The sequence below is a fragment of the Tepidiphilus margaritifer DSM 15129 genome (assembly GCF_000425565.1).
GTDB lineage: Bacteria > Pseudomonadota > Gammaproteobacteria > Burkholderiales > Rhodocyclaceae > Tepidiphilus > Tepidiphilus margaritifer.
This window is the reverse complement of sequence record NZ_AUDR01000013.1, coordinates 337,200-363,740: the sequence shown is the minus strand read 5'-3', so window position 1 is coordinate 363,740 and position 26,541 is coordinate 337,200. Positions and strand designations below refer to the sequence as shown.

Below are 26,541 nucleotides of genomic sequence, written 5' to 3'. Positions count from 1 at the left end.
ATCATCATGACGGAAAGATACGCACTCCTCAGCGTCTCGGACAAGACCGGGATCGTCGAATTCGCCCGAGGACTCGAACGGCTGGGCCTGCGGCTGCTCTCCACCGGCGGTACGGCCCAGGTGCTGCGTGAAGCCGGGTTGAACGTCACCGACGTGGCCGAACACACGGGATTTCCCGAGATGCTCGATGGCCGCGTCAAGACCCTGCACCCCCGCGTACACGGCGGCATCCTCGCGCGGCGCGACGACGAAGCCCATCTGGCCGCACTCGCCGCCCACGGCATCCCCCTCATCGACGTCGTAGCCGTCAACCTCTACCCCTTCGAGCAGACCGTGGCGCGTCCGGGCTGTACGCTCGAAGAGGCGATCGAGAACATCGACATCGGCGGTCCGGCCATGGTACGCGCCGCGGCCAAGAATTACGGCAACGAGCAAGGAGGCGTGGCCGTGCTCACCGACCCGGCCGACTATGCGCCGCTGCTCGACGAGATGCACGCCAATGGTGGCCGCGTGAGCTACGCCACCCGCTATCGGCTCGCCGCCAAAGCCTTCACGCACACGGCGCGCTACGACGCCGCCATCTCGCACTACCTCACCGCCCGTACCCCGGAAGGTGAGACGAGCCCATTTCCCGCCGCCTTCCAGCCGGCCTTCGACAAGGTGCAAGACCTGCGCTACGGCGAAAACCCCCACCAGGGTGCAGCTTTCTATCGCGACCCGAAGGCGACCGTGGGCGGCATCGCCCAAGCGCAACAGCTCCAAGGCAAGGAGCTCTCCTACAACAACCTCGCCGACGCCGACGCCGCCTGGGAATGCGTCAAGAGTTTCGCCGCGGATGCCGACGGCTCCGCCTGCGTCATCGTCAAGCATGCCAATCCCTGCGGCGTCGCGCTCGGAGAAAACCCGCTCGAAGCCTACCTGCGAGCATTTGCCACCGACCCCACCTCCGCCTTCGGCGGCATCATCGCCTTCAACGTGCCCGTCGACAAGGCAGCGGCGCAGGCCGTCTCCTCGCAGTTCCTCGAAGTGCTCATCGCGCCGGGTTACACCCCGGAGGCGCTCGAAGTGCTCGCGGCGAAGAAGAACGTGCGCGTGCTGCGCTGCCCGCTGGGCGCCGATCCCGCCCAATGGGAATACAAGCGCATCGGCGGAGGGCTCCTGGTGCAAACGCCGGATGCCGTCTCCTTCGATCCGGACCAGCTGCGCGTCGTCACCCGCCGCCTGCCCACACCCGAAGAAATGCGCGATCTCCTCTTCGTGTGGCGCGTGGCCAAGTACGTCAAGTCGAACGCCATCGTCTATGGCAAGGAACGGCGCACCGTCGGCATCGGCGCGGGTCAAATGAGCCGGGTCGACTCCTCGCGCATCGCCGTGATCAAGGCGCGCAACGCCGGTCTGGAGGTGCGCGGCAGCGTGGTCGCTTCCGACGCCTTCTTCCCCTTCAGAGATGGGCTCGACGTACTCGCCGAAGCCGGCGCCACCGCCGTCATCCAGCCCGGCGGGTCGGTGCGCGACGAAGAGGTGATCGCCGCAGCCGACGAGCATGGCCTGGCCATGGTCTTCACCGGCATCCGCCATTTCCGTCACTGAGCATCTGCAGAAGAATGAGCGAACCCCTCATGAAGAAACACGGACTCACCGTGATGGTCATCGGCAGCGGCGGGCGCGAACACGCGCTCGCCTGGAAGCTCGCCCAATCGCCGCGCGTGCAGCACGTCCTCGTCGCCCCGGGCAACCCCGGCACCGCCCGCACGGAGAAATGCCGCAACGTACCGGCGAGCACGATCGAGCAATGGCTCGACGCCGCCCGCCAAGAACACGTCGATCTCACCGTCGTCGGGCCGGAGGCACCGCTTGCCGCCGGTATCGTCGATGCCTTCCGCGAAGCCGGGCTTGCGATCTTCGGCCCGACCCAGGCTGCCGCCCGGCTCGAAGCAAGCAAGGATTTCGCCAAGCGTTTCATGCAACGCCACGGGATTCCCACGGCAGAATACCAGACCTTCGCCGACGCTGCGCAGGCCCACGCCTGGGTCGAGGCCAAAGGAGCCCCCATCGTCGTCAAGGCTGACGGGCTCGCCGCCGGCAAAGGGGTGGTAGTGGCGCAGACCCTTGCCGAGGCGCACGAGGCGATCGACCGCATGCTCGTGGCCAACGCCATGGGAGATGCCGGCGCACGGGTCGTCATCGAGGAATTCATGGAGGGCGAAGAGGCGAGCTTCATCGTCATTGCCGACGGGCGCAACGCCTTGGCCTTGGCAACCAGCCAGGACCACAAGCGCCTGCTCGACGGCGACCATGGCCCCAACACCGGCGGCATGGGCGCCTACAGCCCCGCGCCGGTGGTCACCCCCGACGTGCACGCCCGAGTCATGCGTGAGATCATCCAGCCCACCCTCGCCGGCATGGCCGCCGAAGGCACGCCCTACGTCGGATTCCTCTATGCAGGACTCATGATCTCGCCGCAAGGCGAACCGCGGGTGGTTGAATTCAACTGCCGCCTGGGCGACCCCGAGGCGCAGCCGCTGCTCGTGCGCCTCAAGACCGACCTCCTCGATCTCATCGAAGCGGCGCTTGCCGGCTCCCTGCTCGAAGTCGAAGCGCAATGGGACCGTCGCCCGGCCGTGGGCGTGGTACTCGCTGCCGCCGGCTATCCGGAATCCCCGCGCAAAGGCGACGTCATCACGGGGCTACCCGAGGAATGCACCCCCCTCGAACCCAAGGAACCGGTGCTCGTCTTTCACGCCGGCACCGCCGAGCGCGAAGGACAGATCGTCACCAATGGCGGACGGGTGCTGTGCGTCACCGCACTCGGTGAGACACTGCGCGAGGCGATCGCTCGCGCCTATACCGTGGCCGACCGCATCGAGTTCGCCGGCAAACAGATGCGCCACGACATCGGCCACCGGGCGCTCAACCGCCACCACCCATGACGCCCGACACCGCCGCGATCCGGGATCATTTCCTCGCGCTGCAGGCGCGCATCGTGGCGGTGCTTGCCAGAATCGACGGCCGCCCGTTTCGCGAAGAACGCTGGGAACGGCCACAGGGCGAAGCGCTCACCGGCGACGGGGTGAGCTGCATCACCGAAGACGGCCCAGTGCTCGAGCGCGGCGGCGTCAATTTCTCCCACGTGCGCGGCGCGAGCCTGCCGCCTTCGGCGAGCGCACTGCGACCGGAACTCACGGGGCGTGCCTTCGAGGCGCTGGGCGTATCGCTCGTGCTGCACCCGCGCAATCCCTACTGCCCCACCGTACACCTCAACGTGCGCGCCTTCGTCGCCACCGCCGAAGGGCTGCCGCCCGTGTGGTGGTTTGGCGGCGGCATGGATCTCACGCCCTACTACCCCTTCGTCGAAGACATCATCCACTTTCACCGCACCTGCCGCGACGCGGTGCTGGGCGCGGGCTTCGACGAAACGCAGTACTGGCACTACAAACGCTGGTGCGACGAGTACTTCTACCTGAAACACCGCAACGAGCCGCGCGGCGTGGGCGGCCTCTTCTTCGACGATCTGGGTGCCGACGGCACCATCCCCTTCGAATCGGCCTGGCGACTCACCCAAGCCGTGGGAGACGCCTTCCTGCCGGCCTATCTCCCCATCCTCGAGCGACGGCTCACCCACCCTTATGGCGAGCACGAGCGCGACTTCCAAGCCTACCGCCGCGGTCGCTACGTGGAATTCAACCTCGTGTGGGATCGCGGCACCCATTTCGGCTTGCAAAGCGGCGGGCGCACCGAGGCCATACTCATGTCGCTGCCGCCGCTCGCGCGCTGGCGCTACGACTGGCACCCCGAGCCCGGCAGCCCCGAGGCGGCGCTCTACGAGGTACTCGAGCCGCGCGATTGGGCCGAGCGCTCGGCCGAAACGCCCCTCACCGGAACGGAATGAAGATCGGCGAGACGTCGATCGTCACGCCCGGTTCGTAGTACGGCCGCGCATAGCGATACTCCACCACCCGCGGCGGCGGCGCCCAGTCGCGATAGATCACAGTGCGCTCGCGCACCACCGTCACCGGGCGGCGATCCCAATGCCGGTCCCAGCCGTAGTGATGGCCGCGATCGAAATGGGCGCGGTAGTCCGGTTCATACCGTCCCCGATATGCATCGTGCCACGGCCCCCCGGCCCATACCGCCGAACTCCCCAACAAAGCCAGCAATCCCAAAGCGGCAACCTTCTTCTTCGTATTCATGATCCTTCCTCCGACCAAGCTGTCTTTTTCCTGACTGCAGGATAGCGTCACGAGCGCTCGCCAGGGGTAAAAAGGTGTTTCGCCAGGGATACGGCGGCAAAGCGCCTTCTTGCTACAATGAACGGATGCAAATGCCTTTGCCCCGTCCATTCGGAGCCCCCATGTCGCTACGCCACACCAAGATCGTCGCCACGCTCGGGCCGGCGAGCTCCAGCCTTGAGGTGCTCGGCCGCATGATCGATGCCGGGCTCGACGTCGCCCGGCTCAACTTCTCCCACGGCAGCCCCGACGAGCATCGTGCCCGCGCCCGTCTGGTGCGCGAGCTCGCCCTCGAACGGGAAAGGCCCGTGGGGCTACTCGGCGATCTGCAGGGGCCCAAGATCCGCATCGGCAAATTCGCCCACGGAAAAATCACGCTCGAGCGCGGGCAGAAATTCGTGCTCGACGTCCACTGCCCCGTGGGCGACGAAACCCGCGTCGGGCTCGACTACCCCGATCTGCCGCGTGACGTCCGCCCCGGCGACGTGCTGCTGCTCGACGACGGAAAAATCCGGCTGCAGGTCGATTACGTCGCCGGCGATCGCATCCATACCACGGTGCTCGTGGGCGGCGTGCTCTCCGATCACAAAGGCATCAACCGGCAGGGCGGCGGCCTCTCGGCCCCGGCGCTCACCGCCAAGGACATGGAAGACATCCGTCTCGCCGCCGAACTCGACGTCGATTTCCTCGCCGTGTCCTTCCCCAAGAACGCCGCCGACATCTACATGGCCCGCCAGCTCATGCGCGCCGCCGGCGGGCACGCACTCATCATCGCCAAGATCGAACGCATCGAGGCAGTGCAAAACCTCGAGGAAATCCTGCAGGCAAGCGACGGCATCATGGTCGCACGCGGCGATCTCGCCGTCGAAGTGGGCGATGCCACGGTACCGGCGCTACAGAAAAAGATGCTGCGGCTCGCGCGCGAGCACAACCGGCTCGCCATCACCGCCACGCAGATGATGGAATCGATGATCGAGAGCCCGGTGCCCACGCGCGCCGAGGTCTCGGACGTGGCCAACGCCGTGCTCGACGGCACCGACGCAGTCATGCTCTCGGCCGAGACCGCCAGCGGCCGTTATCCGGTCGAGACGGTAGAAGCCATGCACCGCGTCTGCCTCGAAGCCGAACGCTCCCAGGAGAGCTCGCTCGATCGCGAGCTGCTCGATCGGGTCTTCACTCGCATCGACGAAGCGATCGCCATGTCGGCGATCTGGACCGGCTGGCACCTGCGCGTCAAGGCGATCGCCGCCATGACCCAGACCGGCGCCACCGCCCTGTGGATGAGCCGGATCAACAGCGGCGTGCCCATCTTCGCCCTCACCCCCGACGAGCACACGCGCAACCACATGACGCTCTTTCGGCAGGTCACGCCCATCCTCGTGTCGCAAGTCCACCAGGACCGTGACGAAATGCTATGGGAGGCGGAGAAGATCCTGCTCGAGCGCGGCATCGTCGCCTACGACGATCTCATCGCGCTCACCATCGGCGAACCCATCGGCGTGCCCGGCGGCACCAACACCCTCAAGATCGTGCGCGTCGGCCAGACCCTGCGGGCCGCCGTTCCGCCGGTGTAGAATCCGCCCGAACGATCCGCTTCAAGGAGAAACGTCCCATGCCCCTCGTCTCGATGCGCCAGCTGCTCGATCACGCCGCCGAACACGGCTACGGCATTCCCGCCTTCAACGTAAACAACCTCGAACAAGTGCAGGCGATCATGGAGGCCGCGGCCGAGACCGACAGCCCCGTGATCATGCAAGCCTCGGCCGGTGCGCGCAAGTATGCCGGCGAACCCTTCCTGCGCCACCTGCTGCTCGCCGCGGTCGAATCCTACCCCCATCTGCCGGTCGTGATGCACCAGGATCACGGCCAGACCCCGGCCGTGTGCATGACCGCCATCCGCTCTGGTTTCACCAGCGTGATGATGGACGGCTCTCTGCTGGAAGACGGCAAGACGCCCTCCTCCTACGAGTACAACGTGGCCGTCACCCAGGAAGTGGTGCGATTCGCCCACTACATCGGCGTGACGGTCGAAGCCGAGCTCGGCTGTCTGGGCTCGCTCGAAACCGGCAAGGCAGGCGAAGAAGACGGCATCGGCGCGGCCGGCACGCTCGCGCACTCGATGCTGCTCACCGACCCCGAGCAGGCCGCCGACTTCGTGCGCGCCACGCAGTGCGACGCCCTGGCGATCGCCATCGGCACCAGCCACGGCGCCTACAAATTCTCGCGCAAGCCCACCGGCGACATCCTGGCCATCGAGCGCGTCAAGGAAATCCACGCCCGGCTGCCCAACACCCACCTCGTCATGCACGGCTCCTCCAGCGTGCCGCAGGAGCTGCTCGAAGAAATCCGGCGCTACGGCGGCGACATGAAAGAAACCTACGGCGTGCCCGTCGAGGAGATCCAGACCGCCATCCGCTACGGCGTGCGCAAGATCAACATCGACACCGACATCCGTCTGGCGATGACCGGCGCGATCCGCCGCTTCTTCGCCGAATCGCCCGACAAGTTCGACCCTCGCGAATACCTCAAACCGGCGCGCGCCGCGGCCAAGGCCCTGTGCAAGTCGCGCTACGAGGCGTTTGGCTGTGCCGGCATGGCAAGCAAGATCAAGCCGATTCCGCTCGAAAAGATGGCCGAGCGCTACCGCTCGGGCGAACTCGCGCAGCAAGTACGCTGATTCCCGAGCCCGCCGTGTGCGGGCTTTTTCCATCCAAGGAGGAGACGTCCATGAATGAAGACCGCATCAGCCGCTTCCCCGTCGCCCGGCTCGACGAGCTGCCCGAAGACATCCGCACCCGCATCCTCGCGGTGCAGGAGAAGACCGGATTCATCCCCAACGTCTTCCTCGCCCTCGCGCACCGGCCCGAGGAATTCCGCGCCTTCTTCGCCTATCACGACGCGCTCATGGAGAAGAACACCGGGCTCACCAAGGCCGAGCGCGAGATGATCGTGGTGGCCACCTCGGCGGCCAACGACTGCCTCTACTGCGTGATCGCCCACGGGGCCATCGTGCGCATCCGCAGCAAGAATCCACGCCTGTCGGATCAGCTCGCCGTCAATTACCGCCGCGCCGAGATCACCCCGCGCCAGCGCGCCATGCTCGACTACGCCATGAAAGTGGCGCTGCGCTCGGCCGAAGTCAGCGACGAAGACTTTGCCGCCCTGCGCGCCCACGGTTTCACGCTCGACGACATCTGGGACATCGGCGCCATCGCTGCTTTCTACGGCATGAGCAACCGCATCGCCAACATGAGCGCCCTGCGGCCCAACGACGAGTTCTACGCCATGGGACGGGTCTGAACGAGGCACGGGCGCACGCCATTCTAGGCTGCGCCACTTATAGCCGAGGTTTATAAACAAACCCTTCCCGCTCCCTTGGCACCGAGGGCAAGCTCTCCTATCATCGACCACCTCGACCCACAAATTGCCCGTTGAGGTGGTTTCGATGCGTTTTCCTCTTACCTCGTTTCGCTCCGTCTTGGCGATGTTCCTGCTGGCATTCGCCGCCTGCGCTGCCGCCCAGACCCAGCCTGTGCGGCCGCTGCTCACGCCGGACGAGCTCGCACCGCTGCTGCGCGACCCCAGCGTGCGCGTGCTCGACATCCGCCCCGCCGCGGACTACGCCGCTGGCCACATCCCCGGCGCGGTCAACATCCCCTATGGCGTCTTCCGCGGCCCGGCCGACAACCCTGGGGCCCTGCCTTCCGAGCAGACGCTCACCGAGGCGCTGCGCCGCGCTGGCATCGACCACGACGTCCATGTGATCGTTGCCCATGCGGGCAAGGACGCCACCGACTTCGGCGCTGCCGCGCGCGTCTACTGGACGCTCAAGGTGGGCGGGCTCACCCGCCTGTCGGTGCTCGACGGCGGCACGCTCGGCTGGAAAGAACAGGGTGGAGCGTTGGAGAGCGCCGCCGTCCTGCCGCGGCCGAGTACCTTCACCTTCCATTACGATCGCCGCTACGCCCTCTCCACCGAAGATTTGGCCGCCCAGGTGCGAAGCCCACATCCTCCCGTGCTCGTCGATGCTCGACCCGAGCCCTTCTTCCGCGGCGACGAACGCCACGGCGCCGCCGCTCGTTACGGGACGCTGCCCGGCGCCACGTCCTTGTCCTACGCGCACTTTTTCAACGCCGACGGCCGGACCCTCAAGCCGGTCGAGGAGCTGCGCACCCTCGTCGGGCGCGAAGTGCCGCCCGCGGGCAAACCGACGGTGACCTTCTGCAACACGGGGCATTGGGCCGCCATCGACTGGTTCGTCCTCTCGGAGCTCTTGGGCAGGGAAAACGTGCTGCTCTACCCCGAATCGGTAGTCGCCTGGAGCCGGCGCGACCTGCCGATGGACCACGAACCCTCCCGCCTGCAGGCGCTTGCGCGCGAAGCCAAGCGCTGGTTCGACCAATGAGGCCTATCATGCCGATCCGCCGTCTCCTCCTCATCGCCGGCGCGCTCGCGCTCGTGTTCGCCGTGACGCTGCTCGCCGGCCTGCGCCAGGGGTTGCTCACGCTGCTCGGGCTCGGTTTCGGTGCCGTGCTGCAGGGCTGCCGTTTCGGTTTCACCACCGGCTGGCGCGAGTACCTCGAGCGGCGCAATCCGCACGGGCTGTGGGCGCAGCTGCTTCTGCTCGCACTCGCCTCCAGTCTCATGCTGCCCCTGCTGGCACAGCATTCCGGCGAACTGGTCGGCGCAGTGGCCCCGCTCACCTTCAGCCTCGTGCTCGGCGCCTTCCTCTTCGGCGCGGCGATGCAGCTCACCGACGGCTGCGGCTCCGGCACGCTCTACAAGGCGGGCGCCGGGTCGCCGCTCTCGGTGGTGGTGTTGCCCACTTTCGTGCTCGGCAGCTTCCTTGGCGCCTCGCATCAGCCGGCCTGGGTCGCCCTCGGCGGGCTGCCGCCCGTCGATCTGCTGCGCTACGGCTGGCCGCTGGCGCTCGCCCTCACGCTGAGCGGCTGCGCCCTGGTGGCGCTCCTCACCCTGCCGCAGGCGCGCGCCGCCGGTCCCTGGCCGCGGCGCTGGGTGATCGGCGCCGTGCTGCTGGCGCTCCTGGCGGCGCTGCACCTGATCGTGGCCGGTCAACCCTGGGGCATCGTCTACGGCGTGGGGTTGTGGGGCGCCAAGGCCTTCGCGGCGCTGGGCTGGAATCCGGCTGCCGACCCCTTCTGGGGCGTGGCCCCGCACGCGGCGCGCCTGGCCGAACCCATCGTCTATGACGTCACCTCGGTGACCAACTTCGGGTTGCTCTACGGCGCCTATGCCGCCTCGCGCTGGCACGGCCCCGTGACCACCAACCTGCCTTCGGCACGCCGCCTGCTGGTGGCCGCCGCGGCCGGCCTGGTGCTGGGTTATTCTTCCCGAATGGCATTCGGCTGCAACGTCGGCGCCTTGCTGGGCGGTATCACCTCGGCCAGCCTGCACGGCTGGGTGTGGTTCGCCATGGCTTTTCTCGGCTCGATGGTGGGCGTGCGCCTGCGCCGGCGGATCGACGTTCCCCAAGGAGCGGTCTTCGCATGAACACGAACCTCCGTCTGCGCCGGTTCCGCCGCTTCACGGCGCTCTTCTGGCTCGGCTTTACCGTCCTGATCCTGCTTGATGCCTTCAGCAGCCGCGTCTACCGGCCCGAACCGCCCCCCATCGCCCTGGGAAGCGGCCAGGCTCCCGGCGGCGGTCACTGCTCCGGGCGCTGAACCCGCCCGCTGGCACCACCAGCGGAACGAACGGAATCGGCGAGGTCCATGCGGCAAAAAATGGCGCTATACTGCAGGGTCGATACGCAGGGGCTGCCATGTCGATCAAACACCCGATCATCGCGGTCACCGGCTCTTCCGGCGCAGGCACGAGCACCATCACCCGCACTTTCGCGCGCATCTTCGAGCGTGAAGGGGTCAATGCCGCCATCGTCGAGGGCGATGCCTTCCATGCCTTCGACCGCGCCGAAATGCACCGGCGCATCGCCGAGGAAACCGCCCGCGGCAATCCACACTTCAGCCACTTCGGCCCCGAGGCGAACCTGCTCGACGAGCTGGAAAACCTCTTTCGCTCCTATTCCGAGAGCGGCACCGGGCGCACGCGCCACTACCTGCACACCATCGAGGAAGCGGCGAAATACGGCGGGGAGCCCGGCACCTTCACGCCGTGGGAGCCGTTACCGGAGAACACCGATCTCCTCTTCTACGAAGGGTTGCACGGCGGGCTCGTCACCGAGACGCACGACATGGCGCGCTTCGTGGATCTCTTGATCGGCGTGGTGCCCATCATCAATCTGGAATGGATTCAGAAACTGTGGCGCGACCGCAGCGAGCGCGGCTATTCCACCGAGGCCGTCACCGACACCATCCTGCGCCGCATGCCCGACTACGTGCGCTACATCTGCCCGCAGTTCAGCCGCACTCACGTCAATTTCCAACGCATCCCGGTGGTCGACACCTCCAACCCCTTCATCGCCCGCGACGTGCCCACCGCCGACGAGAGCCTGGTGGTGATCCGCTTCGCCAACCCGCGCGGCATCGACTTTCCCTACCTGCTCAACATGATCGCCGACTCCTTCATGAGCCGCGCGAACACGCTGGTGATCCCCGGGGGCAAGATGGACCTGGCCATGCAGCTCATCTTCACCCCTTTCGTCTGGCGCCTGATGGAGCGGCGCCAGCGGGTGATGGGGGTGCTCTAAGCGCTCAGGCGCGCTGCGCCAGCGCCACTCGCCGCGCGGTCACCGCCTCGGCGAGGCGATCGAGCGCCGCAACCGTATCTTCCCAGCCGATGCAGGCGTCCGTAATGCTCTTGCCGTATTCGAGCGGCTTTCCCGGCACCAGATCCTGCCGCCCTTCCTTCAGATGCGACTCGATCATCACGCCGATGATGCGATCCTCGCCGCCGGCGAGCTGCTCGGCCACCGCTTCGACCACTTCGAGTTGCCGCTTGAACTGCTTGCGGCTGTTGCCGTGCGAGCAGTCGATCATCACCTTGGCCGGGATGCCGGCCGCGGCCAGGTCGCGGCAGGCCGCCTCGACGCTGTTCGCATCGTAATTGGGCTCCTTGCCGCCGCGCAAAATGACGTGGCAGTCTTCGTTGCCCGAAGTGCTGACGATGGCCGAGTGCCCGGCCTTGGTCACCGACAGGAAATGGTGCGGCGCCTGGGCCGCCTTGATGGCGTCGATGGCGATGCGCACGTTGCCGTCGGTGCCGTTCTTGAACCCGACCGGGCAGGAGAGGCCCGAAGCGAGCTCGCGGTGCACCTGGCTCTCGGTGGTACGCGCCCCGATCGCGCCCCAGGCGATGAGGTCGGCGATGTACTGCGGCGTGATCATGTCGAGGAACTCGGTGGCGGCCGGCAGCCCCATCTCGGTGATCTCCCACAACAATCGACGGGCGAGGCGAATGCCGTCGTTGATGCGGTAGGAGTCGTCCAGGTAGGGATCGTTGATGAGTCCTTTCCAGCCCACCGTCGTGCGCGGTTTCTCGAAGTAGACCCGCATCACCACCAGCAGCTCGCCGCGCAGCCGGTCAGCCTGTTCCTTGAGCCGGCGGGCGTACTCCAGCGCCGCTTCCGGATCGTGGATGGAGCACGGCCCGACGATCGCGAGCAGCCGGTCGTCGGCGCCGTAGAGGATGCGATGGATCGCCTGGCGCGCGAGGAAGGTGGTCTCGGCCGAGGCCGGCGTGGCGGGAAACTCGCGCAACACGTGCGCTGGTGGCACGAGCTCCTTGATCTCCTTGATGCGCACGTCGTCGACGTGCAAACGGGTATGGGCTTTGACGGTGTTCATAGGCTTTCCTCGTTGGCTCATCCCTGAGAGGGTTTGACGGCGCTCTTGGGGCGAAACGCTGCGACGACCGCGGGATCCGTTTCCAGATAGGGCCCGCCGATGAGATCGATCGCGTAGGGAATCGCCGCGAAGATGCCGGCGTGGATCACCTTGCCGTCGGCATCGCGCAGCCCCTCCAGGGTTTCCTGAATGGACTTCGGCTGCCCCGGAAGGTTCACGATCAGGGTGCGACCGCGGATCACCGCCACCTGGCGCGACAGGATGGCGGTGGGGACGAAACGCAGGCCGATGCGCCGCATCTCTTCGCCAAAGCCGGGCAGCTCCTTCTCACCCACGGCGAGCGTCGCCTCGGGCGTGACGTCGCGCGGGGCCGGACCCGTCCCGCCGGTGGTGAAGACGAGGCAGCAGCCGAGCTCGTCGGCCAGTTCGATCAAGGTGCGCTCGATCACGGGCCGCTCGTCGGGAATCAGGCGCTTCTCCGCGCGCCAGGGCGAAACGAGCGCCCGGGAAAGCCATGCCTCCAGCGCCGGCAGACCACGATCCTGGTAGATTCCCTGACTTGCCCGATCGCTCACCGACACGAGCCCGATCACCGCCTCCGCCTTCATTCCTCTCCTCCTCCTTCTTCTTCGACCGAACTCCCGGGCGAATCTTCCTCATGGGCTTCGAGCAATGCCTTCAACTCGCGATAGAGCGCCCGATAGGCCTCACCCGGAGGCTCCCCTTTATCCCGCGATTCCAGCGCCTTGCGTCGCAGAGCACGCAGGTGCTGCACGTCGGCTTGCGGCGCCCAGGAGAGAATCTCGCCCAGCACGCGTTCGTCTTCGAGGAAACGCTCGCGCAGCCGCTCCAACTGCGCCCGACGCGCTTTGGCCTGCGGCGAATCGCCTTCGAGCACCGCCAGACGAGCAGCGATCGCCGCCGCATCGACGTCGCGCATGAGGCGGCCGACGTACTGCATCTGCCGCCGCCGCGCCTCGTGCTTGCCTTCCAGCCGCTTGGCTTCCAGAATGGCCGCGAGCAGGGATTCAGGCAGATCGAGCCGCGCCAGACGCTCGCGCGACAGGGCCGTGAGCCGCTCGCCCAGATCCTGCAAGGCGAGCATCGCTTTCTTTCGCCTCGTCTTCGAGGGCGGAGCTTCGGGGCGGGACGGCGGCAGGGAGGAGGTCATCGGCAAGGATTGCTCGGGATTACGGTCAGGGAAGGATAGAATTATAAGCCAGTCCCTCAGGAGAGCCCGGAATGCCAGCGGTCGAATTTGCCTATCCCCGCGATGAACTGTCGCGTATCGCCGAGGCGGCGCTCGCCCAGGCACGCACGCTCGGCGCCGACGCGGCCGAAGTCAGCCTCTCCGAAGGCCGAGGTCTGTCGGTCACGGTGCGCCGCGGCGCGCTCGAGACGCTCGAATACCATCGTGACAAGGGGTTGAGCGTCACGGTCTATGTCGGCCAACGCCAAGGGCATGCCAGCTCGAGCGACCTGAACCCCGAGGCGATCGAGCGCACCGTCGCCGCCGCCGTGGCCATCGCCCGGCTCACCGCCGAAGACGAGGCTGCGGGTTTGCCCGAAGCCCAGCGCTTGGCCGACCCGCACACCCTTCCCGATCTATCGCTCTTCCATCCCTGGGCGCTGGAGGCCGAGGCGGCGATCGAACTCGCCCGCGCCTGCGAAGCGGCTGCGTTGGCGGTGGATGCCCGCATCGCCAATTCCGAAGGCGCCACGGTCTCGACCCAGGCGCAGCAGTTCGTGCTCGCCAATTCGCTCGGTTTTCTCGCCGGCTACCCGACCACGGCCCACTCCCTCTCCTGTAGCGTCATCGCGCAAGACGAAGCAGGAAATATGGAGCGCGACCATTGGTGGGACTGGCGGCGCGATCCGCTCGACCTCGAACCGGCCGAGACGATCGGACGCAGCGCCGGACGGCGCGCGATCGCTCGCCTGGGCGCACGACGCATCCCCACCGGAACTTACCCTGTCGTGTTCGACCACACCGTTTCGGGCAGTCTGCTGTCCCACTTCGTCCATGCCGCGAGCGGCGGCGCCCTCTACCGCAAGGCTTCCTTCCTGCTCGGCAAATTGGGCGAGCGCGTTTTCTCCCCCCTCGTCACGGTGCTCGAAGATCCTTTCATCCCCAAAGCCCCCGGTTCGGCGCCTTTCGACGACGAGGGCGTGGCCACGGCGCGCCGCACGGTGGTGGCCGAAGGCGTCCTGCAGGGCTGGTTCCTCTCCACCTACTCCGGGCGCAAACTGGGCCTGCCAAGCACCGGTAACGCCGGCGGTGCACACAACCTGCTCGTGCCCCCCACGCACGACGGTCGCGAGGCGCTGCTGCGCGAGATGGGGCGGGGGCTGCTCGTCACCGAACTCATGGGGCACGGCGTCAATCCCGTCACCGGCGACTATTCCCGCGGAGCGGCCGGTTTCTGGGTGGAGGGCGGTGAAATCGTCCACCCGGTGAGCGAGATCACCATCGCCGGTAACCTGCTCGAGATGTTCGCTGCGATTCGTGGCGTGGCCGACGATACGCGTCCCTGCCACCGCTACCGCATCGGCTCCACCCTGATCGACGCGATGCAGGTGGCCGGCGACTGAAACCCGCGCATTCACGCCATCCGCGAGCCTTCCCTTTTACGCTACCATCGAAGCAGCGCCTCGGCGCGCCGTCCATTCTTCAACCACACAAAGGGAGACCCACCATGCAACGACGCAAGTTCCTCCAAGGCGCAGGGATCGCGGGCATCCTCGCCAGCGGCACCGCTCCGGCCATCGTGATGGCGCAGCAGAACATCCGCTGGCGTCTCGCCTCGAGCTTCCCCAAGTCACTCGACACCATCTACGGCGCATCCGAAGAGCTGAGCAAAGCCATCAACGAGCTCTCCGAAGGGAAATTCCAGATCGACGTCTTCGCCGGTGGTGAATTGGTGCCGCCTTTCGGCGTGTTCGACGCGGTGCAACAGGGCACGGTCGAGATGGCGCACTCCGCCTCGTACTACTACGTCGGCAAGAACGACGCGCTTGCCTTCGACTGCGCCATCCCCTTCGGTCTCAACGCCCGCATGATCAACGCCTGGATGTACGACGCTGGCGGTCTGCAGCTGATGCGCGAGCTCTTCGCCCGCTACGACATCGTCAACTTCCCTCTGGGCAACACCGGCGCGCAGTGGGGCGGCTGGTATCGCAAGGAAATCAAATCGGTCGAGGACATGAAAGGGCTGAAGATCCGCATCAGCAACCTCGCCGGCCGCGTGCTCACCAAGCTCGGCGCCGTGCCTCAGGCCATCCCCGGGGGCGAACTCTACCAAGCACTGGAAAAAGGCACGATCGATGCGGTGGAATGGACCACCGTCTATGACGATTACAAACTCGGGTTCCACAAGGTGGCGCCCTACGGCTATTACCCTGCATGGTGGGAAGGTGGCGCCCAGCTGTCGCTCTACGTCAACAAGAAAGCCTACGACGGACTGCCGAAGCGCTATCAAGAGCTCATCCGCGTCGCCGCGAGCGACGCGCACACTCGCATGCTCGCCAAGTACGATGCGCGCAACCCGGAAGCGGTCCGCAAGCTCGTGGCCGAAGGGGCGAAGATCAACCGCTTCCCCAAAGACATGATGGATGCCTCGTTCAAGGCCCGCAACGAGCTCTTCGCCGAGCTCAACGACACCAACCCGGACTGGAAGAAGATCTACGCGCACTACGAGAAATTCCTGCGCGACGAGTATTCCTGGTTCCGGCTCTCGGAAATGAGCTACGACCAGTACATGACGAGCATCAAGCTCTGAGTCGGCCTGTTTTTTGGCGGAAAGGACGGCCCCGCGGGGCCGTTCTTCATTGGGGGGGCGGTTCGTCCAACCCCGCTTCGGCCATCTCGGCGGCCTTGAGCATGGCGCGCGCCTTGTTGCGCGTCTCCTGCCATTCGGCCTCGGGATTGGAATCGGCGACGATGCCCGCACCCGCCTGCACGTGGATGGTCTCGTCCTTGATGACGGCGGTGCGGATGGCGATCGCCAGATCCATTTCCCCATGAAAGCCGATGTAGCCCACCGCCCCGGCGTAGATGCCGCGCTTCACGGGCTCGAGCTCGTCGATGATCTCCATCGCCCGTACTTTGGGTGCGCCGCTCACCGTCCCGGCGGGGAAGGCGGCGCGCAGCACCGACAAGGGCGTTTCCTGCTCTCCGAGTTCTCCCTCGACCTGCGAGACGATGTGCATCACGTGGGAATAACGCTCGATGGCGAACGACTCGGTCACTTTCACCGAACCGATTCTCGCCACGCGTCCGACGTCGTTGCGCCCCAGATCGAGCAGCTGCACGTGCTCGGCGCGCTCTTTCTCATCGGCGAGGAGCTCGCGCTCGAGCGCCTGATCTTCGGCTGGGGTAGCGCCGCGCGGGCGGGTCCCGGCGATGGGTCGCACGATCACCTTGCGCGCCGTGCCTTCGTCTTCGAGTCGCACGAGGATCTCGGGCGAAGCGCCCACGACATGGAACTCCTCGAAATCGAAATAGAAGAGATAAGGCGAAGGATTGAGCGAACGGATGGCGCGGTAGAGCGTGAGCGGATCGGCGCGAAAGGGCTTGCTCATGCGCTGCGACAGCACCACCTGCATGACGTCGCCCTCGACGATGTAGCGCTTGATCCGCTCCACGGCCGCTTTGAAAGCTTCCTCGCCGAAGGCCGACGCCGGCTCGCTGGGGGGAAAGGGGCGCGAGACGGGGATACGCACCGGCGCGCGCAAGCGTTCGAGCAGTTCCTGCAGACGTTTCTTGGCGCGGCGCCAGGCGCTCGGCACCTCGGGCTCGGCATAGACCACCAGCGTGAGCTTGCCGGTGAGGTTGTCGACGATGGCGAGCTCTTCGGAGACGAGCAGCAGAATGTCGGGCGTACCGATCGGGTCGGGCTTCTCGATACCGGCGAGCCGCGGCTCGATGTAGCGCACCGTGTCGTAGCCGAAGTAGCCCACGAGCCCGCCGAGGAAACGCGGTAGCCCGGCGCGCGGCGGCACCTTGATGCGGTCGAGGTATTCGCCGATGAAGGTGAGCGGATCGCCGTAGTCGCGCCGCTCCACGAGCCGGTTGCCGTGCAGCAGCAAGGCGCTGCGGCCGTAGACTTCGAGGCGCACGGGGCTGGAGAGCCCGATCATGGAGTAGCGCCCGAAGCGCTCGCCGCCTTGCACCGATTCGAGCAGGTAGCTCCACGGTCCGTCGGCGAGTTTGAGATAGAGTGAGAGCGGCGTGTCGAGATCGCAAAAAGTGGTGAGCGTGACCGGGATGCGGTTGTAGCCCTGCGCCGCGAGGGCGTCGAATTCGGATTCCTGCATGGCTTCGCCCTGGAAGGACTCAAGCCAGGTAGTTTAGCAGCTCGGGAAAGCGATCGAGAAAGACGGCGGCTGGCAGACGACGTAAAGATTCCGGATCGCCGTAGCCATAGGTGACGAGCGCCACCGCCACCCCCGCCCCCTGTCCCGCCTGGGCATCGATGGCCGAATCGCCGATGAGCAGCGCCCGTTCGGCCGGACGGTTGAGGTGTTCGCAGGCGTGCAGCACCATGGCCGGGTCGGGTTTCTTCACCGGCAGTGTGTCGCCGGCAACGACCACGTCGAAGAACGGTGCGAGGTCGAGCGCTTCGAGCAACGGCAAAGTGAATTCCCAGTCCTTGTTGGTCACGCAGCCCATCACCAGGCCGCGACAGGAGAGCTCGGCGAGCGTCTCCGGCACGCCTTCGTAGGGGCGGCTCGCCATCCCGTTGACCTCGGCATAGTGCGCTTTGAAACGGGCCGTCGCCTCGGCCACCTCCGCCGGGTCGGTGCGGCCGTTGGCAGCCATGAAGCGGCGCACGAGCTCGGCAATACCATCGCCTACCCAGTGGCGGATCTCCCGGGGAGAGGAAACTGGCAGACCGAGGTCGCTCAAGGTGCGCGCCGCGGCCTCGGCGAGGTCGGGCAAGGTATCGACCAGCGTTCCGTCCAGATCGAACAGCAAGGCTTCCGCCGAGATCGGCTTGGCACTCATCCTTTTTTCCTTTCCACGGTTTGCAACCGAGTCCTCATCCCTGAGATGATGGAGTCGTAACGATGTGGGTCGTCGGTCCGAGCGGCGCCGAACACCGCCGAACCGGCGACGAAGACATCTGCCCCCGCCGCTGCCACGTCGGCGATGTTGTCGAGATTCACGCCGCCGTCGACTTCCAAGAGCAAGCGGCGACCGCTCTCCTCGGTGTAACGATCCAGCATCGTACGCGCAGCGGCGATTTTTTTCAAGGTATGCGGAATGAAACGCTGGCCGCCGAAACCGGGGTTGACGCTCATAAGCAGGACGAAATCGAGCCGATCGAGCACGTGTTCGAGCCAGACGAGCGGGGTGGCCGGATTGAACACGAGCCCCGCGCGGCAGCCACAGGAGCGGATGAGCTCGAGGGTACGGTCGACGTGCTCGGACGCCTCGGGATGGAAGGAGATGAGATCCGCCCCGGCCTCGGCGAACAGAGGCACCAGTGCATCGACCGGTTTTACCATCAGATGCACGTCGATCGGCACGGTGGCGTACGGCTTGATCGCACGGCACACCATCGGTCCCATCGTGAGATTGGGGACGTAGTGGTTGTCCATTACGTCGAAATGGATCCAGTCGGCCCCGGCGGCGATCACGTCGCGCACTTCTTCACCGAGACGGGCGAAATCGGCCGACAAGAGGCTGGGGGCGATCAAAAAAGACGGGGGTTTCATGAGGCGGGAGGAGGTGCGTAGAGGAAGACGAATTCGACGGTATCGATGACCACGCGATCACGGTCGTGCAGCGGCACGAGGGGTGCGTTGGGGAAAACGCCGTTGATCTTGGGTGGCGCTCCGCTTTCGTGACGCAGCAGCACCCGCCAGCCCTGATCGATGAGGGCAATGACGGTGTGGCCGGCCTTCCCCAGACGGGTCACCTCGCGCACGAGCGGAATCGTGCGGGTCTGACCGTTGTTCGTCCCCATCCGCAGCTGCGGGACGAGCCCCTGGCGCGATGACACGCCTTGGCCGACGCAAGGCCAGGGAGGGGTGTGCTCGAGGCGGGAAGCACCGTAGAGAAAATGGTAACGGGCGATGCGAAACACCTCGCCAGGTTTGAGGCGGCATTGCTGGATCTTCTTGCCCTCGACCCAGGTGCCGTTGCGACTCCCCAAATCCTCGAGAAGGAGCTCACTGCCCAAGGGCTGCAGGCGGGCATGCTGCCCGCTCACCGCCAGGCTATCGATGCGCAGATCGTTGCCGGGTTTGCGGCCGATGAAGAACTCGCGGTCAGGAAGATCGACGCGCACGAGCTCGCTGCCGTGATGGATGACCCGCAAGTGCCCCGCCCCTGCGGCAGGGGCGGGATCGGAATCAGTCGCAACCCCCATGGCGTTTCCTCAGTAGGGCAAGGGACGACCCAGCCCGCGCTCACGCGCGCGTTCGAGCATCAGGGCCGCCACGGCGAGATCCTGCACCGCCATGCCCTGCGATTCGAAGAGGGTGATCTGGCGCCCGTCCCTGCGTCCGGGGCGCATACCGGCGATCACCTCGCCCAGCTCCGCCCATAGCCCCGGGCGGGTGCGGCCTTTCTCCAGCGCCGGCAGCAGGTCGCCCGCCTCGCGCACGGCCACTTCGCGGCTATCGACGCAGATAAGGTCGGCGCGCAGCACGGCCTTTTCCGGCAGCTCTTGGCGCGCGAGGCTGTTCGAACCGGCGGCGGTGACATGAACCCCCTCTTCGAGCCACTCGGCCTCGAGCACCGGCTTGGGCGAGGTGGTGACGGTGACGACGACGTCGGCGCCACGCACCGCCGCCTCGATGGACTCGGCCGGCACGAACTTCCGCCCGGTACGTTGCACCATGGTCTCGCAGAAGGCGCGCACGTGCTCGGGGGTACGCGCGGCGACACGGAAGGTCTCGATCGGCAGTGCTTCGGCAAGCGCCAGCGCCTGCCCCTGGGCCTGCCAGCCGGCGCCGACGATGGCGGCGATCTTCGCATCGGGCCGAGCGAGGTATTTCGCCGCCACGCCGCCAGCCGCGCCGGTTCGCATCATGCCCAGCGTGTCGGCTTCCAGCACGGCCACGGGCTCGCCCGTGTCGCTGTCGAAGACGTGCACCCAGAAGCGGGCGCGGCCGCCCGAGGAGGTATAGACCTTGAAGCCGGTGAGCCGCTTGTCCGGCACCGCGCCTTGCAGCATGTGCGTCATCGAGGTGGGCAGGCGCACGCGCTGTCGGGGGTAATCCACCACCTCGCCCCTGGCGTGCGCCGCCATCACCGCCTCGACGGCGGCCATCACGGAGGGCATGTCGAGCAGCCCGGCGACTTCTTCTTCCTGCAGATAAATGGCCACGCTCGCCTCCTCGGCGCCAGGGATGGGATCAGAGCAGGCTCTTCATCAGCTTGCCCATTTCGGACGGGTTGCGCGTGACTTTGAAGCCGCACGCTTCCATGATCTCGAGCTTGGCCTCGGCCGTCTCGGCGCCCGTGGAGATGATCGCACCGGCATGCCCCATGCGCTTGCCCGGCGGGGCGGTAACCCCGGCGATGAATCCCACGACCGGTTTCTTGAAATGCTCCTTGCACCACATGGCCGCGTCGACTTCGTCGGTACCACCGATCTCGCCGATCATGATGACGGCGTCGGTGTCGGGATCGTCGTTGAACATCTTCATCACGTCGAGGTGCTTGAGCCCGTTGATCGGGTCGCCACCGATACCCACCGCGCTCGACTGCCCCAGACCCAACTCGGTGAGCTGCGCCACCGCTTCGTAGGTGAGCGTACCGGAGCGCGACACCACGCCGATGCGTCCTTTCTTGTGGATGTGACCGGGCATGATGCCGATCTTGAGTTCGTCGGGCGTGATGATGCCGGGACAGTTGGGCCCCAGCAGCAGGGTCTCCTTGCCGCCGGCGGCGACCTTGTGCTTCATCTTGTTGCGCACGATGAGCATGTCACGCACCGGGATACCCTCGGTGATGCAGATGACGAGATCGAGGTCGGCCTCGACCGCCTCCCAGATGGCGTCGGCCGCCCCGGCCGGCGGCACGTAGATGACCGACACAGTGGCACCGGTGGCCTCTTTCGCCTCTTTCACCGAGGCGAAGATGGGAATGTCGAAGATCTTTTCGCCGGCCTTCTTGGGGTTGACGCCCGCCACGAAACAGTTGCGGCCATTGGCGTACTCGAGGCACTTCTCGGTATGAAACTGGGCGGTTTTGCCGGTGATACCCTGGGTGATGACTTTCGTATCTTTGTTGATGAGGATCGACATGGGTGGATTCCTTGGCGGCGGTTCGGTCAATGGATGGCGGAGACGGCAGCGACGATCTTCTGCGCCGCTTCGGCCATCGTTTCGGCAGAGATGATGGGCAGACCGGATTCGGCGAGGATCTTCTTGCCGATGTCCTCGTTCGTGCCCTTCATGCGCACCACGAGCGGCACGTTCAACTGCACTTCGCGTGCAGCGGCCACCACGCCGTTGGCGATGGTGTCGCAGCGCATGATGCCGCCGAAGATGTTGACCAGAATCCCTTTCACCTTGGGATTGCGCAGCATGATCTTGAAGGCCGCGGTGACTTTTTCGGTCGTGGCGCCGCCGCCAACGTCGAGGAAGTTGGCCGGTTCGCCGCCGAAGAGCTTGATCGTGTCCATCGTAGCCATAGCCAGGCCCGCGCCATTGACCAGGCAACCGATGTTGCCATCGAGCGCGATGTAGGAAAGCCCATACTTGGAGGCTTCCACCTCGTCGGGATCTTCTTCGTCGAGGTCGCGGTAAGCCACGATCTCGGGGTGACGAAAGAGCGCGTTGTCGTCGAAATTGAACTTCGCATCCAGCGCCTTGATGCCGCCGTCGCCCTCGAGGATGAGCGGGTTGATCTCGGCGAGCGTGGCGTCGGTCTCCATGTAGCAGGTGTAGAGCTTCTTCAAGGTATCGACGGCCGCCGGCACGGAGGCATCGGGAATGCCGATGCCGCGCGCGAGCCGCTCGGCCTCTTCATCGGGGAAACCGACGATGGGATCAATGAAGGCCTTGAGGATTTTTTCCGGGGTCTTGGCCGCGACTTCCTCGATCTCCATGCCGCCCTCGCTGGAGGCGAGCACCGCGACTTTCTGCGTGGCGCGGTCGGTGAGGATCGAGACGTAGTATTCGTGTTTGATGTCGGCGCCTTCTTCGATGAGCAGGCGCTTGACGATCTGGCCTTCGGGACCGGTCTGGTGGGTGACCAGGCGCATGCCGAGGATGGCCGAAGCGTGCTGGCGCACTTCGTCGAGCGAACGCGCGAGCTTGACGCCGCCGCCCTTGCCGCGCCCGCCGGCGTGGATCTGCGCCTTCACCACCCACACGGGGCCGCCGAGCGACTTGGCCACTTCCAGCGCTTCCTCCACCGAAAACGCCGGCCCGCCCTTGGGCGTGCGGATGCCGAACTTCCTCAGGACTTCCTTGGCTTGGTATTCATGGATTTTCATGTTCACCCTTCGTTTTTCCACGCCCGATCGGGCATGAGGTTGATCGGTCGCACCGCGACGGATCGCAGCGGTACGGCGTTCTCCCGGGGTCGAATGCTTCGGCCCCGTCCCTTGGTTTGGCACGGGTAATTATAACGACAATCGCCCCTACCTCCGTGCAGCGAAGCACGATTTCTCAGACGGGGCTCGGAATTTCATGATAGTCGACTTCGAGCCCGTGCTCCTGCGCCAGCCAGCGTCCGAGCGCCTGTACGCCGAAACGCTCGGTGGCATGGTGCCCCGCGGCGATGAAGGCCACCCCCGCATCACGCGCCAGATGCACGCAGGGCTCGGAGACTTCGCCGGTGACATAGACATCCACCCCTTCGTCGATCACGGCGGCGAATTCGCCCTGCGCCGCGCCGCTACACCAGGCGAGCCGTTCGATGCGCCGTTGCGGCTCCCCCAGCACCAGCGGTGCGCGATCGAGCACGGCGTTCAGGCGCGAGGCAAGCTCGGCGAGCGTCGTCGGCTCTTCGGGGCGACCGAGCCAGACGAGCTCCTCCTTGCCGCAGCGCCCCTCGGCCCGCCAGCCCATCGTCCGTGCCCAAACGGCATTGTTACCGACTTCCGGATGCGCATCGAGCGGCAGGTGATAGGCGATGAGGCTCACCTCGTGCACGAGCAGCGGCCGCAGGCGCCGGAGCCGCCAGGCGGTAAGCGTAGGGTCCTCGCCACGCCAGAAGAAACCATGATGCACCAGGATCGCGTCGTAGCCGCCCGCGATCGCGCGTTCGACGAGGTCGACGTTGGCCGTCACGCCGCAGAGCACGCGCGTCACTTCCGGCCGTCCTTCCACTTGCAGCCCGTTTGGGCAATAATCGCGAAACGATGCAGGCTGCAAGAGGCCGTCCAGGGCCTCCACCAGATCCGTCAATCGCATGCTCGCCGCTCCTTGGGGAATCGATGAAGAAACTGTGGCAGATTTTCGCGCAAACCGTCACCATCGTTGCACTGGCCGGCTTCGTCGTGGCGCACCTCAAGCCGCACTGGTGGTTCGGCCGCGGCGCCCCCCTCACCGTCGAGCGCGACGCGCCCGCCGCGGCGGCAGCCAAGGACTACCGTTTCGCAGCCGCCCGCGGCGCCGCCGCCGTCGTCTCGCTGCAGCCCATGGAACCGGAAGAGGCGGACAAAGAGGAACACGCACCGCGGCGCTTGCAACTGCCGCCGGGGCACCCCGACCTTCCCCTGCCCGATGAAGACTCCCCCCGGCTGCCCGAAGCCATGGGCTCGGCGGTCATCGTCTCCGAGGATGGCGTACTGGTGACCAACGCCCACGTCGTGGAGGGGCACGAACGTTTCCTTACCCGCTTTGGCGACGGCCGCAGCATCCCGGCGCGCGTGGCCGGGCGCGACCAGGAGAGCGACCTCGCGATCCTGCGGCTCGAGTCCTCCGGCCCATTCGCGGCCCTGCCCTTCGCCCCAGCCGATAGTTTCGCCGTGGGCGACGTGGTGCTCGCAGTGGGGCATCCCTTCGGCGTGGGGCAGACGGTGACGATGGGCATCATCTCGGCGCTGGGGCGCAACGACCTGGGTCTTTCCACCTTCGAGAATTTCATCCAGACCGACGCGGCCATCAATCCCGGCAATTCGGGTGGGGCGCTCATCGACACCCAAGGGCGGCTGGTGGGCATCAACACGGCCATCTTCTCGCGCACCGGCGGGTCGCTCGGCATCGGTTTCGCCATCCCGGTGCAGATCGCACAACCGGTGGTCGAGGAGCTGCGCTCGCGCGGATACGTGCGCCGCGGCTGGGTGGGGGTGCAGCTGCAGCCGCTCGAAACCGCTCTGGCCGAGGCCATGGGGGTCACGGCGCGCGAAGGCGCCCTGGTGGCCGCGGTGCTGCCCGACTCTCCAGCGGCCGCGGCCGGCCTCAAGGCGGGTGACGTCATTCTCGCCATCGACGGCAAACCGACGCGCACGGTGCGCGAAGTACTCGACACGGTGGCAGCGATCCCGCCGGGCAAAGCCATCACGCTACGGCTCGAACGCGATCAGCGCACGTTGGAAGTGGAGCTCGTCGCCGGCGAGCGGCCACGGCAAAATTCGTAACTGCCTCGCGACGCTAGTCTTGCACCTGCTGAGGAGGCCCTTCTTCGCGCGGAGCGGCCGGCAAGGTTTCTTCTTCCCCGCCGCCGGAGGCTGCTCCCCAGCGCACGAAGAGCACCCCTGCCTCGTAGAGGAGCACCATGGGAACCGCCAGCAGACACTGCGAGACGACGTCGGGCGGAGTGACGACTGCCGCGACGACGAAGGCGCCGACGATCACGTAAGGGCGTGCCTGGCGCAGTTTGGTGACGTCGACCACCCCCGCCCGGGCGAGCAGGATCACGGCGATCGGCACTTCGAACGTCACGCCGAAGGCGACGAACATGGTCATCACGAAGCCGAGATACTGCTCGATGTCCGGTGCCACGCGCACGCTCGCCGGCGCAAATTCGGCGATGAAGCGAAACACCCCGCGAAAGACGAAGAAATAGCAGAACGCCACCCCGAGCAGGAAGAGGACGGTGGAGGCGATCACCAAGGGGGCGATGAGACGTTTTTCGTGGGCATACAGGCCGGGGGCGACGAAGGCCCAGGCTTGATAGAGGACGTAAGGCAGGGCGATGAGGAAAGCGAGCCACATCGTGACCTTGATCGGCACGAAGAAAGGCGTCACCACCCCGGTGGCGATCATGGTCGAGCCTTCGGGCAGGGCGTCGAGCATGGGCTTCGCGAGCAGGTCGTACCAATGCCCCGCCCAAGGGGCCAGACAGAGAAAGACGACGAGCACGGCGGCGATGGCCCGCAGCAGGCGGCTGCGCAGCTCGACCAAATGGGACAGGAAACTCTCTTCGCCCTGGATCGGCTCGTCGTTCATTGCGCTCCCTCTCGCGGAGGAAGATGCGCCGCCTCGGGTTTCACTTCGGCACGAACCGGCATCGACCCCACATCGGTCGGCGCACGGGCATCGCCCGGGGAGATCTGGGGGTGCGTCACCGTCGGCTCGGCCGACGTTTGCGGAAAGGGTGTGTCACTGGCGGCAGAAGGCGCGGTCACGACGGCCGACGTCTCGGCGATCGAACCCGTTGGCGAGAGCGCGGCGCGCGCCTCTGCGATCGTCTCGCGCACTGGCGCCTGTAGCGCCTCTTGCTGACGGCGCATCGTCTCCTGCAGCTCACGCGCTTGGGATTCGATCTGGGCTTGCAGCTTTTTCAGCTCTTCGAGCTGGAGCTCGCGCTCGATGTCGGCCTTGACCCCGGCGACGTAGCGCTGCAGCCGCCCGATGAGCTGACCGGCCGTGCGAGCAGCCTTGGGCAGACGCTCGGGACCGAGCACGATGAGCGCCACCACGGCGATCACGATCATCTCGGAAAAGCCGACGTCGAACACCGTCACCTCTCCTCGAGCGGCAAGCGATACGGCAAGCGGTTCACGCGTGCGGACGCGAGGCGTCGCTCTTGTCCCGCATCGCCCCCTCGATCGTGGTCTGGTCGCTCACGGCCTTAGGCGGGGCAGCCGCAGCGTTTTCTTCCTCCTCGGCGCTCTTCATCCCTTCCTTGAACCCGCGCACGGCACTGCCGAGATCCTGCCCGATGTTGCGCAGTTTCTTCGTGCCGAAGATCATCACGACGATGAGTAGCACGACGAGCCAGTGCCAGATGCTGAATGAACCCATAGTCATATCCCTCTTCGATGTGCCTTCCGTCTCAGCGCTTGAGCATGATGGGCAGCGGCTCGTTTCCCCCGCCGAGCAGATGCACGTGCAGGTGCATCACTTCCTGACGGCCGATGCGGCCCGTATTGATGATGGTGCGCCAGCCATCCTGACAGCCGGCCGCGAGCGCCACCTTGGTGGCCGCCACCATCAAGCGCCCCATCCAACCGGCGTCGTCGTCGGTGAGCTCCTTGGTCGAGGGGATGTGGTGTTTCGGAATCACCAACAAGTGGACCGGCGCTACCGGACGGATGTCGTGGAACGCCAGCACCTCGTCGTCTTCATAGACTTTCTTCGCCGGAATCTCGCCGGCGACGATCTTGCAGAACACGCAATTCGGATCGGCTTGCATC

29 protein-coding genes are annotated in these 26,541 nt (G+C 66.2%); 13 read left to right on the top strand and 16 right to left on the bottom strand.

The annotated features are described in order from the left end of the window. Positions 1 to 6: 6 nt before the first annotated feature. The 3 genes from purH to hemF are packed head-to-tail and all read left to right on the top strand — an operon-like array spanning position 7 to position 3,889. Positions 7 to 1,590, top strand: coding sequence for a bifunctional phosphoribosylaminoimidazolecarboxamide formyltransferase/IMP cyclohydrolase (gene purH / locus H607_RS0102560; RefSeq protein ID WP_028874136.1), 1,584 nt, complete (start codon positions 7 to 9; stop codon positions 1,588 to 1,590). 14 nt (positions 1,591 to 1,604) lie between these two features. Continuing rightward, entirely contained in the window at positions 1,605 to 2,930 is a 1,326-nt protein-coding gene (purD, locus tag H607_RS0102555; protein ID WP_028874135.1) for a phosphoribosylamine--glycine ligase, read from the top strand. Then, positions 2,927 to 3,889: an oxygen-dependent coproporphyrinogen oxidase gene (hemF, locus tag H607_RS11390; protein WP_051240576.1), complete on the top strand. Its 963-nt coding sequence runs from the start codon at positions 2,927 to 2,929 to the stop codon at positions 3,887 to 3,889. The genes purD and hemF overlap by 4 nt, the downstream gene beginning before the upstream one ends. Here hemF and H607_RS0102545 read toward each other — a convergent pair. After that, on the bottom strand, positions 3,873 to 4,190 hold the full coding sequence (locus H607_RS0102545; RefSeq protein ID WP_028874134.1) for a hypothetical protein: 318 nt from the start codon (positions 4,188 to 4,190) through the stop codon (positions 3,873 to 3,875). The genes hemF and H607_RS0102545 overlap by 17 nt on opposite strands. Positions 4,191 to 4,351: 161 nt before the next feature. Between H607_RS0102545 and pyk the strand changes: the two genes are divergently transcribed. From pyk to H607_RS0102510, 7 genes are all read left to right on the top strand, one after another. Beyond that, positions 4,352 to 5,803: a pyruvate kinase gene (gene pyk, locus H607_RS0102540; RefSeq protein WP_028874133.1), complete on the top strand. Its 1,452-nt coding sequence runs from the start codon at positions 4,352 to 4,354 to the stop codon at positions 5,801 to 5,803. 38 nt (positions 5,804 to 5,841) lie between these two features. Then, entirely contained in the window at positions 5,842 to 6,906 is a 1,065-nt protein-coding gene (fba, locus tag H607_RS0102535) for a class II fructose-bisphosphate aldolase (protein WP_028874132.1), read from the top strand. Positions 6,907 to 6,956: 50 nt separating this feature from the next. Further along, entirely contained in the window at positions 6,957 to 7,529 is a 573-nt protein-coding gene (locus tag H607_RS0102530; RefSeq protein ID WP_028874131.1) for a peroxidase-related enzyme, read from the top strand. A gap of 145 nt (positions 7,530 to 7,674) precedes the next feature. Then, positions 7,675 to 8,634, top strand: a complete 960-nt coding sequence (locus tag H607_RS11385) for a sulfurtransferase (RefSeq protein WP_037989256.1) — start codon at positions 7,675 to 7,677, stop codon at positions 8,632 to 8,634. A gap of 8 nt (positions 8,635 to 8,642) precedes the next feature. Next, positions 8,643 to 9,740: a YeeE/YedE thiosulfate transporter family protein gene (locus H607_RS0102520; protein ID WP_037989253.1), complete on the top strand. Its 1,098-nt coding sequence runs from the start codon at positions 8,643 to 8,645 to the stop codon at positions 9,738 to 9,740. Continuing rightward, positions 9,737 to 9,913 (top strand): hypothetical protein, encoded by a 177-nt coding sequence (locus H607_RS13315; protein ID WP_157287441.1) that lies wholly within the window; start codon positions 9,737 to 9,739, stop codon positions 9,911 to 9,913. Before H607_RS0102520 ends, H607_RS13315 begins: the two co-directional genes overlap by 4 nt. A 98-nt stretch (positions 9,914 to 10,011) precedes the next feature. After that, a complete protein-coding gene (locus H607_RS0102510; RefSeq protein ID WP_028874129.1) occupies positions 10,012 to 10,896 on the top strand; it encodes a phosphoribulokinase in 885 nt (294 codons plus the stop codon). A gap of 4 nt (positions 10,897 to 10,900) precedes the next feature. Here H607_RS0102510 and aroG read toward each other — a convergent pair whose 3' ends face one another. From aroG to yjgA, 3 genes are read right to left on the bottom strand one after another with little or no spacing between them, the layout of a single operon-like run. Next, positions 10,901 to 11,992: a 3-deoxy-7-phosphoheptulonate synthase AroG gene (gene aroG / locus H607_RS0102505; protein WP_037989251.1), complete on the bottom strand. Its 1,092-nt coding sequence runs from the start codon at positions 11,990 to 11,992 to the stop codon at positions 10,901 to 10,903. Between the two features lie 17 nt (positions 11,993 to 12,009). Further along, complete coding sequence (gene mog, locus H607_RS0102500; RefSeq protein ID WP_028874127.1) at positions 12,010 to 12,600, bottom strand: molybdopterin adenylyltransferase; 591 nt, start codon at positions 12,598 to 12,600, stop codon at positions 12,010 to 12,012. After that, positions 12,597 to 13,163, bottom strand: a complete 567-nt coding sequence (gene yjgA, locus H607_RS11380; RefSeq protein ID WP_051240575.1) for a ribosome biogenesis factor YjgA — start codon at positions 13,161 to 13,163, stop codon at positions 12,597 to 12,599. Before yjgA ends, mog begins: the two co-directional genes overlap by 4 nt. Before the next feature lie 71 nt (positions 13,164 to 13,234). On the opposite strand from yjgA, the gene pmbA reads away from it, so the two are divergent. After that, positions 13,235 to 14,584, top strand: coding sequence for a metalloprotease PmbA (pmbA, locus tag H607_RS0102490; RefSeq protein ID WP_028874126.1), 1,350 nt, complete (start codon positions 13,235 to 13,237; stop codon positions 14,582 to 14,584). Between the two features lie 104 nt (positions 14,585 to 14,688). Next, positions 14,689 to 15,771 carry a TRAP transporter substrate-binding protein gene (locus H607_RS0102485; RefSeq protein ID WP_028874125.1) on the top strand — a complete coding sequence of 361 codons (1,083 nt, stop codon included), beginning with the start codon at positions 14,689 to 14,691 and terminating at the stop codon, positions 15,769 to 15,771. 46 nt (positions 15,772 to 15,817) lie between these two features. On the opposite strand, the gene trpE is transcribed toward H607_RS0102485, so the two are convergent. The 8 genes from trpE to H607_RS0102445 form a co-directional block, all read right to left on the bottom strand. After that, complete coding sequence (trpE, locus tag H607_RS0102480; RefSeq protein WP_028874124.1) at positions 15,818 to 17,308, bottom strand: anthranilate synthase component I; 1,491 nt, start codon at positions 17,306 to 17,308, stop codon at positions 15,818 to 15,820. 19 nt (positions 17,309 to 17,327) lie between these two features. Next, a complete protein-coding gene (gene gph, locus H607_RS11375) occupies positions 17,328 to 17,999 on the bottom strand; it encodes a phosphoglycolate phosphatase (RefSeq protein WP_037989250.1) in 672 nt (223 codons plus the stop codon). After that, complete coding sequence (gene rpe / locus H607_RS0102470; protein ID WP_028874123.1) at positions 17,996 to 18,712, bottom strand: ribulose-phosphate 3-epimerase; 717 nt, start codon at positions 18,710 to 18,712, stop codon at positions 17,996 to 17,998. The genes gph and rpe overlap by 4 nt, the downstream gene beginning before the upstream one ends. Further along, positions 18,709 to 19,368 (bottom strand): FHA domain-containing protein, encoded by a 660-nt coding sequence (locus H607_RS12840; RefSeq protein ID WP_028874122.1) that lies wholly within the window; start codon positions 19,366 to 19,368, stop codon positions 18,709 to 18,711. The genes rpe and H607_RS12840 overlap by 4 nt, the downstream gene beginning before the upstream one ends. A 9-nt stretch (positions 19,369 to 19,377) precedes the next feature. Beyond that, the gene (locus H607_RS0102460) at positions 19,378 to 20,331 is read right to left on the bottom strand and encodes an ornithine cyclodeaminase family protein (protein WP_028874121.1); all 954 of its coding nucleotides are present in this window, start codon (positions 20,329 to 20,331) and stop codon (positions 19,378 to 19,380) included. A gap of 28 nt (positions 20,332 to 20,359) precedes the next feature. Beyond that, positions 20,360 to 21,253: a succinate--CoA ligase subunit alpha gene (gene sucD / locus H607_RS0102455; RefSeq protein ID WP_028874120.1), complete on the bottom strand. Its 894-nt coding sequence runs from the start codon at positions 21,251 to 21,253 to the stop codon at positions 20,360 to 20,362. 26 nt (positions 21,254 to 21,279) lie between these two features. Further along, on the bottom strand, positions 21,280 to 22,449 hold the full coding sequence (gene sucC / locus H607_RS0102450; RefSeq protein WP_028874119.1) for an ADP-forming succinate--CoA ligase subunit beta: 1,170 nt from the start codon (positions 22,447 to 22,449) through the stop codon (positions 21,280 to 21,282). A 175-nt stretch (positions 22,450 to 22,624) separates the two neighbouring features. Continuing rightward, positions 22,625 to 23,371, bottom strand: coding sequence for a Nif3-like dinuclear metal center hexameric protein (locus tag H607_RS0102445; protein WP_028874118.1), 747 nt, complete (start codon positions 23,369 to 23,371; stop codon positions 22,625 to 22,627). A 23-nt stretch (positions 23,372 to 23,394) separates the two neighbouring features. Here H607_RS0102445 and H607_RS0102440 point away from each other — a divergent pair, with 23 nt between their 5' ends. Further along, positions 23,395 to 24,540, top strand: a complete 1,146-nt coding sequence (locus H607_RS0102440; RefSeq protein WP_028874117.1) for a S1C family serine protease — start codon at positions 23,395 to 23,397, stop codon at positions 24,538 to 24,540. A gap of 13 nt (positions 24,541 to 24,553) precedes the next feature. Here the strand turns inward: H607_RS0102440 and tatC are convergent, their stop codons facing one another. From tatC to H607_RS0102420, 4 genes are read right to left on the bottom strand one after another with little or no spacing between them, the layout of a single operon-like run. Then, positions 24,554 to 25,351 carry a twin-arginine translocase subunit TatC gene (gene tatC, locus H607_RS11365; RefSeq protein WP_051240574.1) on the bottom strand — a complete coding sequence of 266 codons (798 nt, stop codon included), beginning with the start codon at positions 25,349 to 25,351 and terminating at the stop codon, positions 24,554 to 24,556. Beyond that, the gene (gene tatB, locus H607_RS13045; RefSeq protein ID WP_083961885.1) at positions 25,348 to 25,863 is read right to left on the bottom strand and encodes a Sec-independent protein translocase protein TatB; all 516 of its coding nucleotides are present in this window, start codon (positions 25,861 to 25,863) and stop codon (positions 25,348 to 25,350) included. The genes tatC and tatB overlap by 4 nt, the downstream gene beginning before the upstream one ends. 40 nt (positions 25,864 to 25,903) lie before the next feature. Then, positions 25,904 to 26,149: a Sec-independent protein translocase subunit TatA gene (gene tatA, locus H607_RS0102425; RefSeq protein WP_028874116.1), complete on the bottom strand. Its 246-nt coding sequence runs from the start codon at positions 26,147 to 26,149 to the stop codon at positions 25,904 to 25,906. Positions 26,150 to 26,180: 31 nt separating this feature from the next. Then, positions 26,181 to 26,540, bottom strand: coding sequence for a histidine triad nucleotide-binding protein (locus H607_RS0102420; RefSeq protein ID WP_028874115.1), 360 nt, complete (start codon positions 26,538 to 26,540; stop codon positions 26,181 to 26,183). Between the last annotated feature and the right edge of the window lies 1 nt (position 26,541).